Below are 16,740 nucleotides of genomic sequence, written 5' to 3'. Positions count from 1 at the left end.
GACCCCTCAACCCCAAGCACCGGCCAGTCGGCACACAGGGGCCGCACGATGAGGGTGCTACTGCTCGGAGCCAACGGCTTCATCGGCCGCTTCGTCGCCGACCGGCTGCTCGCCGACCCGGCCGTCCACCTCACCGCGCTCGGCCGGGGCGACGACGCCGACGTGCGCTTCGACCTCGCCTCCGGCAGCCCCGGCGCGCTCACCCGCTTCCTGGACGCCGTCCACCCCGGGGTCGTCGTCAACTGCGCCGGAGCCACCCGCGGCGGCGCCCGCGAGCTGACCCGGCACAACACCGTCGCCGTCGCCACCGTCTGCGAGGCCCTGCGCCGCAGCGGCTGCGGGGCCCGGCTCGTCCAGGTCGGCTGCGCCTCGGAGTACGGGCCCAGCCAGCCCGGCTCCTCCACGGCGGAGGACGCGATCCCGCGCCCCGGCGGCCCGTACGGGGTGTCCAAGCTCGCCGCGACCGAACTCGTCCTCGGCTCCGGGCTCGACGCCGTCGTCCTGCGGGTCTTCTCCCCGGTCGGCCCCGGCACGCCGGCCGGCTCCCCGCTGGGCCGCCTCGCCGAGGCGATGCGCCGCGCGATGCAGGCGGGGGACGGCGAGCTCAAGCTCAGCGGTCTCGGCGTGCAGCGGGACTTCGTCGACGTACGGGACGTGGCGCGGGCCGTGCACGCCGCCTCCCTCTCCGCCGCTCAGGGCGTCGTCAACATCGGCACCGGGCGCGCCGTCCGGCTCCGGGACGCCGCCGCCGTCCTCGCGCGGGTCGCGGGCTACGCCGGGAACCTGCACGAGCTGGACGGACCGCACGGCATTCCGCAGCGTCCGATGATCGGCGCCCCCCGCACCGAGGGGACCATCGCCGACCAGCTGGGCGCCGCCCCGTACCCGTACCCCGACGGCTGCGGGCCCTGGCAGCAGGCCGACGTCCGCACCGCCCGCGACCGGCTCGGCTGGCGGCCCCGGATCAACCTGGAGGAGTCCCTCGCCGACATCTGGATGGAGGCGGCGTGTCGCATCTGACGACGACCACGGCCACCGGGGCCGTCCAGGCGCTCGGCTTCGGCGTCCCCGGCTACGCCCATCCGCTGCTCGCGCCCGTCGAGTGGGCCGAGCTGACCCGCCCCGGGACCCCGCTGCACTGGGCGGTGCTCAATGTGGCGGAGGGCCCCGGGACCCGGCCCGACCCGCACTGCCTGGAGGCGGCCGGGAAGCTGCGGAACGCCGGGGTCAGGGTTCTGGGGCACCTGGACCTGGCGTACGGCTCCCGGCCCTTCGGGGAGCTCGTCTCGGACGCCCACCGCTTCCTCGACTGGTACAAGGTCGGCGGTTTCTACCTGGACCGCGCCCCCGCCGACCGGGCCGACCTGGCCGGGACGCGGCGGCTCACCGCGACCCTGGAGGCCGTGCTCGGCGGCGAGGCCCACCTCGTCCTCGGCCACGGCACCCACCCCCACCCGGGGTACGCCGAGGCCGCCGACCAGCTGGTGACCTTCGCCGGCTCCTGGGTGGACTACCGCTGGTCGCAGGTGGCGGAGTGGACCGCCGAGTACACGGAGGCCAAGTTCGTGCACCTCGTCCACGGCGTCCCGCGCACCCACCTCGACGAGGCGCTGCGGATCGCGCGCTGGCAGGGGGCGGGAACGATCTTCTTCACCGACCGCGCCGGCCGCCCGGGACAAAGCGACCAATTCCACACCCTGCCCGGCTACTGGGACGAAATCGTCTCGCGGATCGGAACAGGTGTCTCGGAATGAGAAGGGGCGTGGCAGTGTTACGGGGAGAACAACCGTACTGACATACCGACCATCGGAGACTCCGTGTCGCTGCCACCCCTGGTCGAGCCGGCTTCCGAGCTCACCGTAGACGAGGTCCGCAGGTACTCCCGCCACCTGATCATCCCGGACGTCGGGATGGACGGGCAGAAGCGGCTGAAGAACGCCAAGGTGCTCTGTGTGGGCGCCGGCGGTCTCGGCTCGCCGGCCCTGATGTACCTGGCGGCGGCCGGCGTGGGCACGCTCGGCATCGTGGAGTTCGACGAGGTCGACGAGTCGAACCTCCAGCGCCAGATCATCCACAGCCAGGCCGACATCGGCCGCTCCAAGGCGGAGTCCGCGAAGGACTCGGTCCTCGGCATCAACCCGTACGTGAACGTGATCCTTCACGAGGAGCGGCTGGAAGCCGACAACGTGATGGAGATCTTCGGCCAGTACGACCTGATCGTCGACGGCACGGACAACTTCGCCACCCGCTACCTGGTGAACGACGCCTGCGTGCTGCTCAACAAGCCGTACGTCTGGGGCTCGATCTACCGCTTCGACGGCCAGGCCTCGGTGTTCTGGTCCGAGTACGGCCCCTGCTACCGCTGCCTCTACCCGGAGCCCCCGCCGCCGGGCATGGTCCCGTCCTGCGCCGAGGGCGGCGTCCTGGGCGTGCTCTGCGCGTCCATCGGCTCCATCCAGGTCACCGAGGCCATCAAGGTCCTGGCCGGCGTGGGCGACCCGCTGGTCGGCCGCCTGATGATCTACGACGCCCTGGAGATGCAGTACCGCCAGGTCAAGGTCCGCAAGGACCCCGACTGCGCGGTCTGCGGCGAGAACCCGACCGTCACCGAGCTCATCGACTACGAGGCCTTCTGCGGCGTCGTGTCCGAGGAGGCCCAGGAGGCGGCGCTCGGCTCGACGATCACTCCCAAGCAGCTCAAGGAGTGGATCGACGCGGACGAGAAGATCGACATCATCGACGTCCGCGAGCCGAACGAGTACGAGATCGTCTCGATCCCGGGCGCGCGCCTGATCCCGAAGAACGAGTTCCTGATGGGCAACGCCCTCCAGGACCTCCCGCAGGACAGGCGGATCGTCCTGCACTGCAAGACGGGTGTCCGCAGTGCGGAGGTCCTCGCGGTGCTCAAGTCCGCGGGCTTCGCGGACGCGGTCCACGTCGGCGGCGGCGTGATCGGCTGGGTCCACCAGATCGAGCCCGAGAAGCCGGTCTACTAGTACCTGCGCCGAAGGCCCCGGACATCACGTCCGGGGCCTTTCGCGTGCGTACGGCCGACTACTTGCAGACCGTGCCCGAGGCCGGGACCTTGCCTTCGAGCAGGTACTGGTCCACGGCCTTCTTCACGCACTTGTTGCCGCTGTTGTAGGCGCCGTGGCCCTCTCCCTCGTACGTCAGCTCCACGCCGACGCCCTTGCCGAGCGCGTTCACCATCGACCGGGCGCCCTCGTACGGCGTGGCCGGGTCGCCGGTGTTCCCGACGACGAGGATCGGCGCCGAGCCCGGTGCCGAGACGTCCGGGTGCTCCCAGAGCCCGGGCACCGGCCACTGCGAGCAGCTCGCCAGCGCCCAGCCCATGAAGTCGCCGAAGACGGGGGAGGCCTCGCGGAACTCGCCGAGCCGCTCCTTCGCCTGCCCGAGGGTGTAGCGCTCCTTGAAGTCCACGCAGTTGATGGCGGCGTTCGCGGCCTGGATGTTGCTGTACGAGCCGTTCTCGCCGCGCCCGTTCATCGAGTCGGACAGGGACAGGAGCAGCGCCCCGTCGCCTCCGTCGGCCGCGTCGAGCCCCTGCTCCAGATACGGCCAGAACTCCTTCGAGTACAGGGCCTGCGCGATGCCGTTGGTGGCCTGCGTCTGGGTCAGCATGCGGGAGCCGATGCCGGGGATCGGCTCCTTGTCGAGGGCTGTGAGGAGGTCGGTGATCCCCGCCTCGATCTCGGAGACGCTGCTGCCGGGCAGGGCGCACTCGTCGCCGCGGTCCACACAGTCCTGGGCGAAGTTGTCCAGGGCGAGCTGGAAGCCCTTCGCCTGGCCGAGGGCGCCGTCCTCGACGCCCGCGTCCGGGTCGACGACCGCGTCGAAGACGGCCCGGCCGACGTTCCCGGGGAACATGTGGGCGTAGACGCCGCCGAGTTCGGTGCCGTACGAGATGCCGAAGTAGTGCAGCTTCTCGTCGCCGAGGACCTGGCGCATCAGGTCCATGTCCCGGGCGGCGTTCTCGGTGCCGACGTGCGGCAGGGCCGCGCCCGCGTCCCGCTCGCAGCCCTTCGCGTACCGCTTCTGCGCGTCGGACAGCGTCCGCTCCTCGGCGGTGTCGTCGGGCGTGAAGTCCAGGGCGTAGTAGGCGTCGAGCTCCTTGTCGGTGGCGCACTCGACCGGGTCGCTCCGGCCGACCCCGCGCGGGTCGAAGGAGACCAGGTCGTAGCGGCCGCGCAGGGTCTCGTAGTCGGCGGCGAAACCGGGCAGGCCGGTGATGCCGGAGCCGCCGGGTCCGCCGAAGTTGAAGACGAGCGAACCGATCCGCCGGGCGCTGTCACGGGCCTTGGCGCGGATGAGGGCCAGCTCGATGGTCTCGCCCTCCGGCACCGCCCAGTCGAGCGGGGCCTGGAGGAAGGAGCACTCCCAGGCGGTGCCGCCGGGCAGCGGCGAGGGCGGGGCCCCGCCGCCCTCGGCGGCGGACGGCGCCGGACACGGGGCCCAGGACAGTTTCTGCGCCGTCAGTGCCGAGAGCCCGGACGTGGCGGTCGGCTTCACCGGCCCCGCCGCTTCGTCTCCCCCGTCCGAGCAGCCGGCGGCGAGCAGCACGGTGGTGGCGGTCAGCAGAGCGGCGCGCTGGGCGGCGGAGATCGGCATAGGCCCATCGTGGGCCGCCGCCCGGGCCCCCGCGCGGGACGGGGGTCCAAGCGGGTGGCGGCCTACAGGGCTTCCCGCTTGGTCAGCCAGTTGAAGCAGATCCACCCCGGCAGCACCGGGATCCACAGCGTCAGCAGGCGGTACAGGAGCACCGCCGGGGTCGCGACCTCGATCGGCAGGCCCACCGCCACCAGACCCAGGGTGAGCGCGCCCTCGACGGCGCCGACGCCGCCCGGTGTCGGCGCCGCCGAACCGAGTGCGTTGCCCGCGAGGAAGACGACCGCCACGCTCGCGTAGCTGAGCGTCGTGTGGCCGTGCCCGAAGGCTCGGATCGAGGCGTCCAGGCAGAGCACGAACACTCCGGTGAGGAGCAGCATCCCGCCGATGCCCGTCGCCAGCTTCATGGGCCGCTGGAGCACGTCCAGCATGCGCGGCACCACACCGGCGAAGAGCGAGCGCAGCCGCGTCGACACGAACTTGCGCATGAACGGGATCGCCGTCACCACCAGGACGAGCACCGCGACCGTCAGGAGCCCGGCGATGACCGTCCTCGACGGCGAGAAGGACTGCGACTTCTCCGTGCCCGTCAGATAGCCGAAGGAGAGCAGGAGCAGGATGTGCGCCCCGAGCCCGAAGAGCTGCGAGGCGCCGACGCTCGCCACGGCGAGCCCCGGGCGTACGCCCGCGCGCTGGAGGAAGCGGGTGTTCAGGGCGACACCGCCGACCGCCGCCGGGGCGACGATCTTCACGAAGGAGCCGGCGACCTGCGCGACCACCGTCCGCCAGAACCCGACCCGCTCGGGCACGAAGCCGAGCAGGCTCATCGCCGCCGCCACGTAGCTGAGCGCCGAGAACAGCACGGCGGCCGCCACCCAGCGCCAGTCCGCCTCGCTGACCGTCGACAGCGGCGTACGGGCGATCTGCGAGAGCAGGAAGTAAGCGGCGACCGCGCCCGCGATCATGCTGACCAGGGTCCGCGGCTTGATCCGCTCCAGGCGGACCGGCTCCACCGGGGCCTGCGGACGGATCAGCAGCACCTGCTGCCGGATCTGCGCGAGCAGGTCCTCCTCGCGGGCCTCGTCGAGGGCGGTGTCGAGGGCCCGCTTCTCGGCCTTCTTGTCCGCCTTCTTCTCGGCCTTGGTCTCCGCCCGTACGACCGACTTGTCCGCCGCGGCCTCGGCCTTGGCGAGCTCCCGCTCGTGCTTGGCCGCCTCCGAGGCCGCGAGCACGGCCTCCCGCTCCCGCGCGGACCGCTCCCGGGCCAGCTTCCGCAGCGTCGCGCGCGTGGAGCGGCTCAGCGCGATCGGCTGGAGCAGCGGCAGACAGTCGGCCACGGTGTCCGGGCCGAGCACCTCGACGGCCGCGGCGACCACCCGCTCCGCCCCGACCCGCAGACCGAGGGTGGTGAGCAGCTGGGCGATGTCCATCCGCAGGACCAGGTCGCCGGCCGCGATCTCGCCGCCCCGCAGATCGGTGAGGATCACCCTGCCGGAACGATCCACCAGGATCGCGTCCCCCGTGAGCCGGCGGTGCGCGATCCGCCGCGACTGCAGCGCCTGGACCTGCCGCCAGGCGCTGAGGACCAGCTCGTCGGTGATCTCGGCATCGTCGAGCGAGTCCAGGCTGCGGCCGCCGATGTGCTCGTACACGAGCATCACGGCGTCCGGGCCGAGCTCCGAGGTGGCGATCAGCTTCGGCGCGTTCGCCCCGGCGGCGATCGCCGCGTACGCGAGGAGCGCCTCCTGCTCCAGGGCCTGGCGCAGCGAGACGATCGAGCGGCGGGTGGTGATCGTCCGCAGGGTGATCCGCCGCCATGCGCGGTAGAAGAAGCCGTGTGCCTGCTGCTCCCGGTCGACGACGGTGACGTCGAGCGGCGGGCCGTCCTCCAGGGTCACGATGTACCGGCGGCCCCGGTCCCCGCTGTCCGCCGAGTCGGGCACGCCCTCGGCGCGCAGCGCGGTCACGGGCCGGAAGCCGACCCGGCGCAGGCCGGCGAGGAGGGTCTGCCCGGTGGGCCGGACGTTCGGGGAGCCGACGGCGTACAGCGTGCCGTACGCGACCGTCCAGCCGATCAGTACGGTGAGGATGATCGAGAGGGCCGTGGTGTAGCCGGCCACCAGCATGGTGAACGCGTCGAGCAGCAGCACCGCCCAGAGCGACACCCGCCAGCGGGGCCTGCGGGCCATGCCGACGGCGGTCATGTACGCGATGACCGGGGCGAGGTAGTTGTGCACCGGGTCCGTGAGACCGCCGCCGGACTGCGGCTGGGTCAGCGCGTCCTGGATCGTGCCGGGCGCGGCCTGGGCGACCCAGAGGTCGGTGGCGAGGGTGACGCCGTGCGCCAGGACGGCGGCGAGGACGCCGTCCGCGATGCGCAGCCCGTCGCGTTTGATCAGCCGCTCGATGGCGAAGGCGACCGGTACGAGCAGGACGGCGATGGACGAGACGAGGCCGGCGATCTTGACGAAGACGTCCGGGGCGCCGACCGCGCCCTTGTTGATGTCCTCCTCAAGACCGGAGGTCGTGGCGTGGGCGAACGCGGCGACGGCGATGACGAGCCCGATGGCGAGCAGGCCGACGAGCAGCCGCATCAGATCGGAGGGCCGGTGGACACGGGCGGCGAGCAGCGGCTCGTCGCCGGAGACCTTTTCGGGCACGTCGGGCTGAGCCCCCTCAGGAGGCTTCGTGTCCTGGCCCATCACCATGTCCGTCTCTGCATGTGCGTCTTGTCGATCTTGCTTGTGTGCTCGTTCTTGTTCTTGTACTTGTCGCTCTTGATCTCGTATCACCAGTCACCGCCCGGACGATGGTGGCACGAAGAGCCGCCGCGCGGAGGCATCAGGGCCATGTCGGTGCGGTGAGGCAGGATGAGTCGGATGAGCATGGAGGAACCCGTGGGGGAGCCCGGAGAACTGCCCGAATACGCGGAGCGGGTGCTCGACGTCGCCGACGCGATCCCGCCCGGCCGCGTGATGACGTACGGCGACGTCGCCGAGTGGCTGGGCGAGGGCGGACCCCGCCAGGTAGGCCGTGTCATGGCACTGTACGGCGGATCGGCCCCGTGGTGGAGGGTCGTCCGCGCCGACGGCACGCTGCTGCCCGGCCACGAGCTGCGCGCCCTCGGCCACTACCGCGAGGAGGGCACCCCGCTGCGCGCGGCGGGCCGGGCGGCCGAAGGACACGTGCCGAGGATCGACATGCGGCGGGCCCGCTGGGACGGCGGTACGGACCCGGGCACGGGTGCCGGAACTCACACCTGAGGGAGCCGCCCCGGTGGGCACGGCCGGGACGGGTCCACGGGGGTGGACGCGGTACGGAGTACGGCTCGTCGACGGCCCGCTTCGCGTAACGTCGACGTTCGCGTCTCCCGAGGCGGCGGCCACGGCACACGGCCGCCTCACCCGCACCACCACTCCCACCAGGACCGGCGAACCACGTGAGCTCCTCCTCCACCACCCGGCGTACGCCGCCGCACCAGGGACAGCCGTACCCCGGTCAGGGACGGCAGCGGACCCCGGGCGCGTACCGACTGGTGCGCACCACGCCGGCCCCGCTGGATCCCCCTCAGCTGGACGCAGTCCAGCGGGCAGTGGTTGACCACAGCGGCGGACCTCTCCTCGTCCTCGCCGGACCCGGCACCGGCAAGACGACCACCCTGGTCGAGGCCGTCGCCGCCCGCATGGAGAACGGCGCCGACCCCGAACGCCTCCTCGTCCTCACCTTCAGCCGCAAGGCCGCCGTCGAACTCCGCGACCGCATGGCCGGCCGGCTCGGCGGTCGCCGCCCGCCGCAGGCCACGACCTTCCACTCGTACTGCTACGCCCTGATCCGCGCCCACCAGGACGCCGAACTCTTCGCCGAACCGCTCCGGCTGCTCTCCGGACCCGAGCAGGACCTCGCCGTCCGCGAACTGCTCGCCGGCCAGATCGACCTGGAGAAGACGGGCCTCGGACACGTCCGCTGGCCCGACGAACTCCGCGCCTGCCTCACCACCCGTGGCTTCGCCGACGAGGTACGGGCCGTCCTCGCGCGCTCCCGCGAGCTGGGCCTCGGGCCGGACGCCCTGGCCCGCTTCGCCGACCGGGTCGGCCGCCCGGACTGGAAGGCGGCGGCCGGCTTCCTCGCCGAGTACCTCGACGTCCTCGACCTCCAGGGCGTCCTCGACTACGCGGAGCTCGTCCACCGGGCCGTACCGATCGCCCGGGACACCCGCCTGCCCGCGTACGACGCGATCTACGTCGACGAGTACCAGGACACCGACCCGGCCCAGGTCCGGCTCCTCCACGCGCTCGCGGGCGGCGGCCGCAGCACGGTCGTCGCCTTCGGCGACCCGGACCAGTCCATCTACGCCTTCCGCGGCGCCGACGTGAACGGCATCCTCGACTTCCCGTCCACCTTCGGCGGCGCGGCCGTCAAGGTCCTGGGCACCTCCCGCCGCTCGGGCGCCGCGCTCCTCGGGGCGACCCGGCTGCTCGCCCAGCGGATGCCGATGCCCCGGCTCCCCGCCGACAAGGTCCGCGCCCACCGGGAACTCGCCCCGACGCGGGACGGGGGCCGGGCGGAGGCGTACACGTACCCGACGGCCTCGGCGGAGGCCGAGAACATCGCCGACCTGCTGCGGCGCGCGCACCTGGAGGACGGTGTGCCCTGGCAGGACATGGCCGTCCTCACCCGCGCCACCTCCTCCCTCCCGTCCCTCCGCCGAGCCCTCACCTCGGCGGGAGTCCCGGTGGAGACGGACGCGGCGGACACGCCACTCCGCCACGAGCCGGCGGTGACGCCGCTGCTGCTGGCACTGAGGGCGGTGGCGGGGGCCGCGCCGTCGCCGCCCCAGGTTGTGGGCAGGCGTTCCGCGGAGGCGGAACGGGTGGGCACAACCGACGACGGCGCCGCACCGTCGACCCCCTCTTCAGAACCCACACCCGCGCCGGACGGCGAGCCCAGCTGGCTCCCCGTAGAGACCGCACTGGAACTGCTCGCCTCCCCCCTCGCGGGAGTGGACCCCGCCGACCTCCGCCGCCTGGGACGAGCCCTCCGCGACGAGGAACGCGCCGCAGGCAACAAGGTCCCGCCCCCCTCCGACGTCCTCCTCGCCCAGGCGCTGGCGCAGCCGGAGCGTCTCGTCGCCCACGACCCCGCCTACGCGCGCGGGGCCCACCGCCTCGGCGACCTCCTCCGCGAGACCCGCACCCTGCTCAGGGACGGCGGCACCGCCGAGGAGGCCCTCTGGGTGCTCTGGAAGGGCACCCCCTGGCCCGGCCGCCTGGAGCGCGCCGCCCTACGCGGCGGCCCCGCGGGCCGCAATGCCGACCGTGACCTCGACGCCGTCTGCGCGCTCTTCGAGACCGCCGCCCGCGCCGAGGAGCGCGTCGGCGGCCGAGGCGTCCTCAACTTCCTCGAAGAGCTCGACGCCCAGGACATCGCCGCCGACACCCTCACCCGCCGGCACACCCGCCCGGACGCCGTGCGCCTGATGACCGCCCACCGTTCCAAGGGCCTGGAGTGGAGCTTCGTCGTCGTCGCCGGCATGCAGGAGGGCCTCTGGCCGGACCTCCGGCGCCGGGGCTCCCTCCTCGAAGCCGACCGTATCGGCCGCGACGGGCTCGCCGAGCCCCTCACCCCCGGCGCCCTCCTCGCCGAGGAGCGCCGCCTCTTCTACGTCGCCGCCACCCGCGCGCGTGACCGGCTCGTCGTCACCGCCGTGAAGGCCGCCGCCGAGGACGGGGACCAGCCGTCCCGCTTCCTCACCGAGCTCGGCGCCGAGCCGAAGGACGTCCCCGGCCGCCCCCGCCGCCCGCTCGCCGTCTCCGCGCTCGTCGCCGAGCTGCGCGCCACCACCGTCGACCCGGAGGCCTCGCCCGAGCTCCGGGAGGCGGCCGCCGACCGGCTCGCCCGGCTGGCCGCGCTCACCGACGAGGACGGCCAGCCGCTGGTCCCGGCCGCGCACCCGGACCGCTGGTGGGGCCTGTTCGAAACGACGCGGAGCCCCGAGCCGCTGCGCGAGCGCGACCGGCCGGTGGCGCTGTCGCCGAGCTCCCTGGAGAACCTCGTCGGCACCTGCTCCCTCCAGTGGTTCCTGGGCCGCGAGGTCAAGGCGGCGGCCCCCGCCACCGCCGCCCAGGGCTTCGGCAACGTCGTCCACGTCCTCGCCGACGAGGTCGCCTCCGGGCGCACCCCGGCCGACCTCGACGTCCTCATGGCCCGGCTCGACTCCGTCTGGGACGCCCTCGCCTTCGACGCGCCCTGGAAGTCGGCGCAGGAGAAGCAGCACGCGCGCGTGGCCCTCGAACGCTTCCTGAGCTGGCACGTCATGGACCGCGGCGGCCGTACCCCCGCCGCCTCCGAGCACGGCTTCGACGTGACCCTGGAAGCAGGGGAGTACGAGGTCCGCATCCGCGGCTCCATGGACCGCGTCGAGACCGACGAGCACGGGCGCGCGTACGTCGTCGACTTCAAGACCGGCAAGTCCGCCCCCACCAAGGACGAGGTCGCCCACCACCCGCAGCTCGCCGTCTACCAGCTCGCGGTGCGCGAGGGCGCCCTCGACGAGGTCTTCGGCGGCGACCGCCCGGAGCCGGGCGGCGCCGAGCTCGTACAGCTGCGGCAGGCCGCCCCGAAGAAGGAGGGCGGCGACGCCCTGCCCAAGGTCCAGGCGCAGGAGCCGCTGACCGGGGAGTGGGTCGGCGAGCTGCTCGCCAACGCGGCGGGCCGGGTCCTCGACGAGCGGTTCACCCCGAGCACCGGCCAGCACTGCACGACCTGCGCCTTCCGCGCCTCGTGCAGCGCCCAGCCGGAGGGCCGCCAGGTCGTCGACTGACCCGGGGCCGTGTGCGGAGCGTCACGTTGCCCTCCGTACATCCCTCACCCCGTCTCACGGGTCACTCTTTGCGCGCCCGTCCAAAGGCGCGGTGAAGAGAAGCTGTGAAAGACGCTGTGAGGAGTACGCGCATGAGGGCCAACCGGAAGCTCTGGGCGGCGGCGACGGTCTGCGTGGCCGTGGTCGCGGGTGTCACGGGCTGTTCCAAGGGCGACGACAAGGCCGCCGACCCCTTCGCGGGACTCACGGCCGACGCCATCGCCGACAAGGCCGTCGAGACGACGAAGGCGGCCACCGCCTTCCACATGAACGGCGCCGGCAAGACCGACGGCGAGGAGATGACCGTCGACTTCGCCGTCGACGACAAGGGCAACTGCAAGGGCACCATGCAGGCCCCCAAGGGCGGCAAGGCCGAGATGCTCGCCACCGGCGGCAGCTCGTACATGAAGGGCGACGACGCCTTCTGGAAGTCCACCGGCGGCGGCGAGGGCGCCTCCTCGGAGGAGTCCGACTCCATGTCCGCGCTGCTCAAGGGCCGCTGGATGAAGATGCCCGCCGAGTCCGGCTCGGACGAGGACAACTTCTGCGACCTGAAGCAGATCGTCAAGGACATGGACGAGGAGACGCCGCGCAAGGGTCTGACCCGCGAGGCCGACGCCGACGTCGACGGACAGCCCGCCGCCGTCCTCACCACGAAGGACAAGGACGGGACCACGACCTTCTACGTGGCCAAGGACTCCGCGAAGCCGTACATCCTCCGTGTCGTGACGACCGGTGGCGACGACCCGGGCACGGTCACCCTGAGCGAGTTCGGCAAGCCGGTCACCGTCACCGCTCCGCCGAAGGGCGACGTCGTCGACATGGAAGAGCTGATGAAGGGCGCTTCCTGACGCACCCCGGGCCGTGAGGCCCAGAAGTCGCGGCCACGCGCGCGTGGGGCGACCCTGGTGGGAGCCTCGGGGAACCGCGAGGAGGCTCGCATGGTGTCCCACTCCCACCGAAAGCTCCGCGCCGCAGCCGTCGTCTGCGCCGCCGTCGTCGTCGCGGGACCCGTGACGGCGACGGCCCTCGCGGCGGCCCCCGCGGTCCCGGCGGACCCCGGGGTGTCCGTCGCCCCCTCCCCGGATCCGTTCAAGGGCCTCACCGCCGACCAGATCGGCGAGCGGGCCGTGACCGCCACCCAGTCCGCGACCTCCCTGCGCATGACCGGCAAGCTCGTCAGCGAAGGACAGCCGCTCGGCATCGACTTCGCCGTCAACGACAAGGACGAGTGCACCGGCCTGATCAAGATCAAGGACGGCACCGCCGAACTGCGCCGGCTCGACCACGTCACCTACATGAAGGGCGACGAGGCGTTCTGGCGGACCTCCATGGCCTCCCAGGGCATGCCGGAGCCGCAGATCACGGTCACCCTCGAACTGATCAAGGGCCGCTGGCTGAAGATCGCCCCGGGGCAGCCGGGCAGCCAGGACCTCGGCAGCGTCTGCGACCTGAAGTCGCTCCTCGCCGACCTGGACAAGGACAAGGAGCAGCGCCGGGGACTGACCCGGGGACCGGACGGCACGGTCGACGGGACGCCCGTCGCGACCCTGGTGAAGAAGAAGGCGGCCGGCGAGACGGCCACCGTGTCCGTCTCCCAGCAGGGCAAGCCGTACATCCTGAAGATGGTCAGGACGGGCGGCGACGAGCCCGGCACGATCGTGTTCTCCGACTACGACAAGCCGGTCGTGGTGAAGGCCCCGCCGGCCGACGAGACGGTGGACCTCTCCAAGCTGGACAGCGGCACGTCCGCGTGACACCCCAGGTCAGAGGCGTACGGGACCGGAGTGTCACTCGGCCCCGTTAGCCTCTTTGAGGTGACCGCACACCTCACCGACCCCGAGCAGCTCAAGGAGCTCCTCGGCATCCCGTTCACCCCGGAGCAGACGGCCTGCATCACCGCGCCGCTCGCCCCGCAGGTCGTCGTCGCCGGAGCCGGCTCCGGCAAGACGACGGTGATGGCGGCCCGCGTGGTCTGGCTGGTCGGCACGGGCCAGGTCGCCCCCGAGCAGGTTCTCGGTCTCACCTTCACCAACAAGGCGGCCGGCGAGCTCGCCGAGCGCGTCCGCACCGCCCTCGTCCGCGCCGGCGTCACCGACCCCGACGTCATCGACCCGGAGAACCCCCCGGGCGAGCCCCGCATCTCCACGTACCACGCCTTCGCCGGGCAGCTCCTGACGGACCACGGCCTCCGCATCGGCCTGGAGCCCACCTCCCGGCTCCTCGCCGACGCCACCCGCTACCAGCTCGCCGCGCGCGTGCTGCGCGAGGCCCCCGGCCCGTACCCGGCGCTCACCCGCTCCTTCCCGACCCTCATCACCGACCTGCTCGCCCTGGACGCCGAGCTCGCCGAGCACCTCGTGCCGCCCGAGCGGCTCCTCGCGTACGACTCCGAGCTCCTCGACGCCCTCGCCGACGCCCGGCTCAGCAACGCCGAGCTGCGCAAGATCCCCGAGGCCTCCGCCGCCCGCCGCGAGCTCCTCGACCTCGTCGTCCGCTACCGCGCCGCCAAGCGCTCCCGCGACCTGCTCGACTTCGGCGACCAGATCGCCCGCTCCGCCGAGCTCGCCACCACCCGCCCCGAGGTCGGCGCGATCCTCCGCGAGGAGTTCCGGGTCGTCCTGCTCGACGAGTACCAGGACACCTCCGTCGCCCAGCGGCTGCTGCTCTCCGGACTCTTCGGCCAGGGCCCGGCCGGCCGGAGCACCGGACACGCCGTGACCGCCGTCGGCGACCCCTGCCAGGCCATCTACGGCTGGCGCGGCGCCTCCGTCGCCAACCTGGACGACTTCCCCGAGCACTTCCCGCACGCGGACGGCAGCCCCGCGAGCCGCTACTCCCTCTCCGAGAACCGGCGCAGCGGCGGCCGCCTCCTGGACCTCGCCAACGGCCTCGCCGCCCCCCTGCGCGCCATGCACGCGGGCGTGGAGGCACTGCGCCCCGCGCCCGGCGCCGAGCAGGACGGCACCGTCCGCATCGCCCTCCTCCGCACCCACGCGGAGGAGATCGACTGGCTCGCCGACTCCCTCGCCCACCTCGTACGGACCGGCCGCGAGCCCGGCGAGATCGCCGTCCTGTGCCGCACCGCCACCGACTTCCCCGCCCTCCACGCGGCCCTCGTCGCCCGTGACGTGCCCGTCGAGGTCGTCGGCCTCTCCGGCCTTCTCCACCTGCCCGAGATCGCCGACCTCGTCGCCGTCTGCGAGGTCCTCCAGGACCCGGGGGCCAACGCCGCCCTGGTCCGCCTCCTCACCGGCCCCCGCTGGCGCATCGGCGCCCGCGACCTCGCCCTCCTCGGCCGGCGCGCCCGCCTCCTGGTCCACCGGGGCGGCGAGGAGGCCGACCCCGAGCAGCGGCTCGCCGCCGCCGTCGAGGGCGTCGACCCGGCCGAGGTCGTCTCCCTCGCCGACGCGCTCGACACCTTCCTCGACTCCGGCGGCGCCGGCGACGACGGCCTGGCCTTCTCCGCCGAGGCCCGGGTCCGCTTCGCGCGCCTCGCCACCGAACTGCGCGCCCTGCGCACCTCGCTCGCCGACCCCCTCATGGACGTCCTGCACCGGGTCCTCGCCGCGACCGGCCTGGAGGTCGAACTCTCCGCCTCCCCGCACGCGTTGGCCGCCCGCCGCCGCGAGACCCTCGGCCACTTCCTCGACATCGCCGCCGGCTTCGCCTCCCTCGACGGCGAGGCCAGCCTCCTCGCCTTCCTCGGCTTCCTGCGCACGGCCGTCCAGTTCGAGAAGGGCCTCGACAACGCGCTGCCGGGCGGCGAGAACACCGTGAAGGTCCTCACCGCCCACAAGTCCAAGGGCCTGGAGTGGGACGTCGTCGCCGTCCCCGGCCTGGTCACCGGCCAGTTCCCGAGCGCCCGGGCCCGCGAGTCGTGGACCTCGCAGCCCCAGGTGCTCCCGCACGCCCTGCGCGGCGACGCGGCCACCCTGCCGGGCATCGACGCCTGGGACGCCAAGTCCCTCACGTCCTTCAAGAACGCGATGCGGGACCACCAGCACACCGAGGAGCTCCGCCTCGGCTACGTCACCTTCACCCGCCCCCGCTCCCTGCTCCTCGGCTCCGCCCACTGGTGGGGCCCGGCCCAGAAGAAGCCCCGAGGCCCCTCGGACTTCCTCCAGGCCCTGCACGACCACTGCGCGGCGGGCCACGGAGAGATCGAGACCTGGGCGGAAGAACCGGAGGAGGACGAGGAGAACCCGTCGCTGTCGGCCCAGGAGAAGGACCAGGCCTGGCCACTGCCACTGGACGACGAGGCGCTGCAGAGGCGCAGGGAAGCGGCGAAGGCCGTCACGACCCGGTTGTGGGCATACGTTCCGCAGGGCGACGGGGGTCCCCCCTGGTCGAGCGAAGCCGAGAGCTCGGCGGAGGGTGGGCACAACCCCCCGAGCACGGCGCCCGACTCCCGGGACCCGCACCCCGAGGACCTCTGGCCCGACGAGGAGGAGCCCGTCTGGGACGAGGAGACCCTCCCGGAGGACCTCCACAAGGACGCGGTCCCGCCGCCCCGCGAGGAGGCCCGGTCACTCACGCCCGAAGACACAAGGACCATCGCCTCCTGGGACCGGGACCTCACCGCCCTCACCACCGAGCTCCGCCGCGCCCGCGCGACCACCCGTGACGTCCTCCTGCCCGCGTACCTCTCCGCCTCCCAGGTGCTGCGCCTCGCCGCCGACCCGGACGGCTTCGCCCAGGAGCTGGCCCGGCCCATGCCCAAGGCGCCGCAGCCCGCGGCCCGCCGGGGCACCCGCTTCCACGCGTGGGTGGAGTCCCGGTTCGAGGAGCTCCCGCTGCCGCTCCTCGGCCCGGAGGAGCTGCCGGGCGGCGAGGACTTCGCGGGCGAGCCCGAGATCCTCGACGAGCGGGACCTCGACGAGCTCAAGGAGGCCTTCGCCCGCACCCCGTACGCCCACCGCACCCCGTACCGCGTCGAGGTCCCCGTGCACCTCTCCCTCGCGGGCCGGGTCGTGCGGGGAAGGATCGACGCCGTCTACCGGGACCCGGACTCCGGCGCGTACGAGATCGTCGACTGGAAGACCAGCCGGGACCGCTCGGCCGACCCGCTCCAGCTCGCGATCTACCGGCTCGCCTGGGCTGAGCAGCACGGCCTCGCGCCCGAGGAGGTGGCCGCCGCGTTCGTGTACGTCCGAACGGGTGAGGTCGCCCGTCCCACCCGCCTGCCCGGCCGGGCGGAGCTGGAGGCCATCCTGCTGGGAGGGGCACCCCCGGACGCCGGATAGGCTCGGGGC

10 protein-coding genes are annotated in these 16,740 nt (G+C 73.2%); 8 read left to right on the top strand and 2 right to left on the bottom strand.

Annotated elements, in window-relative coordinates:
* Positions 1-48 precede the first annotated feature (48 nt).
* The 3 genes from AC07AW_RS02705 (at position 49) to moeZ (ending at position 2,996) form a co-directional block, all read left to right on the top strand.
* Entirely contained in the window at positions 49-1,020 is a 972-nt protein-coding gene (locus AC07AW_RS02705; RefSeq protein WP_392150673.1) for an NAD-dependent epimerase/dehydratase family protein, read from the top strand.
* On the top strand, positions 1,008-1,754 hold the full coding sequence (locus AC07AW_RS02700) for a spherulation-specific family 4 protein (RefSeq protein ID WP_478813702.1): 747 nt from the start codon (positions 1,008-1,010) through the stop codon (positions 1,752-1,754). The genes AC07AW_RS02705 and AC07AW_RS02700 overlap by 13 nt, the downstream gene beginning before the upstream one ends.
* Positions 1,755-1,817: 63 nt before the next feature.
* Complete coding sequence (gene moeZ, locus AC07AW_RS02695) at positions 1,818-2,996, top strand: adenylyltransferase/sulfurtransferase MoeZ (RefSeq protein ID WP_478813701.1); 1,179 nt, start codon at positions 1,818-1,820, stop codon at positions 2,994-2,996.
* Positions 2,997-3,054: 58 nt separating this feature from the next.
* Here the strand turns inward: moeZ and AC07AW_RS02690 are convergent, their stop codons facing one another.
* On the bottom strand, positions 3,055-4,629 hold the full coding sequence (locus tag AC07AW_RS02690) for an alpha/beta hydrolase (RefSeq protein WP_478813700.1): 1,575 nt from the start codon (positions 4,627-4,629) through the stop codon (positions 3,055-3,057).
* Between the two features lie 62 nt (positions 4,630-4,691).
* The gene (locus AC07AW_RS02685; RefSeq protein WP_478813699.1) at positions 4,692-7,334 is read right to left on the bottom strand and encodes a lysylphosphatidylglycerol synthase domain-containing protein; all 2,643 of its coding nucleotides are present in this window, start codon (positions 7,332-7,334) and stop codon (positions 4,692-4,694) included.
* A 162-nt stretch (positions 7,335-7,496) separates the two neighbouring features.
* Here AC07AW_RS02685 and AC07AW_RS02680 point away from each other — a divergent pair, with 162 nt between their 5' ends.
* The 5 genes from AC07AW_RS02680 to AC07AW_RS02660 all read left to right on the top strand — a co-directional run bounded on the left by AC07AW_RS02680 (position 7,497) and on the right by AC07AW_RS02660 (position 16,731).
* A complete protein-coding gene (locus AC07AW_RS02680) occupies positions 7,497-7,889 on the top strand; it encodes an MGMT family protein (RefSeq protein WP_478813698.1) in 393 nt (130 codons plus the stop codon).
* A gap of 176 nt (positions 7,890-8,065) precedes the next feature.
* A complete protein-coding gene (locus AC07AW_RS02675; RefSeq protein ID WP_478813697.1) occupies positions 8,066-11,446 on the top strand; it encodes an ATP-dependent helicase in 3,381 nt (1,126 codons plus the stop codon).
* Positions 11,447-11,577: 131 nt separating this feature from the next.
* Positions 11,578-12,336 (top strand): hypothetical protein, encoded by a 759-nt coding sequence (locus tag AC07AW_RS02670; RefSeq protein WP_478813696.1) that lies wholly within the window; start codon positions 11,578-11,580, stop codon positions 12,334-12,336.
* 90 nt (positions 12,337-12,426) lie between these two features.
* Positions 12,427-13,242 carry a hypothetical protein gene (locus AC07AW_RS02665; RefSeq protein WP_478813695.1) on the top strand — a complete coding sequence of 272 codons (816 nt, stop codon included), beginning with the start codon at positions 12,427-12,429 and terminating at the stop codon, positions 13,240-13,242.
* A gap of 60 nt (positions 13,243-13,302) precedes the next feature.
* Positions 13,303-16,731: an ATP-dependent helicase gene (locus AC07AW_RS02660; protein ID WP_478813694.1), complete on the top strand. Its 3,429-nt coding sequence runs from the start codon at positions 13,303-13,305 to the stop codon at positions 16,729-16,731.
* Positions 16,732-16,740: the final 9 nt, after the last annotated feature.

Source organism: Streptomyces sp. NPDC044003, assembly GCF_056435185.1.
The sequence above is the reverse complement of the archived record's forward strand: the minus strand, read 5'-3'. Positions and strand labels throughout refer to the sequence as shown.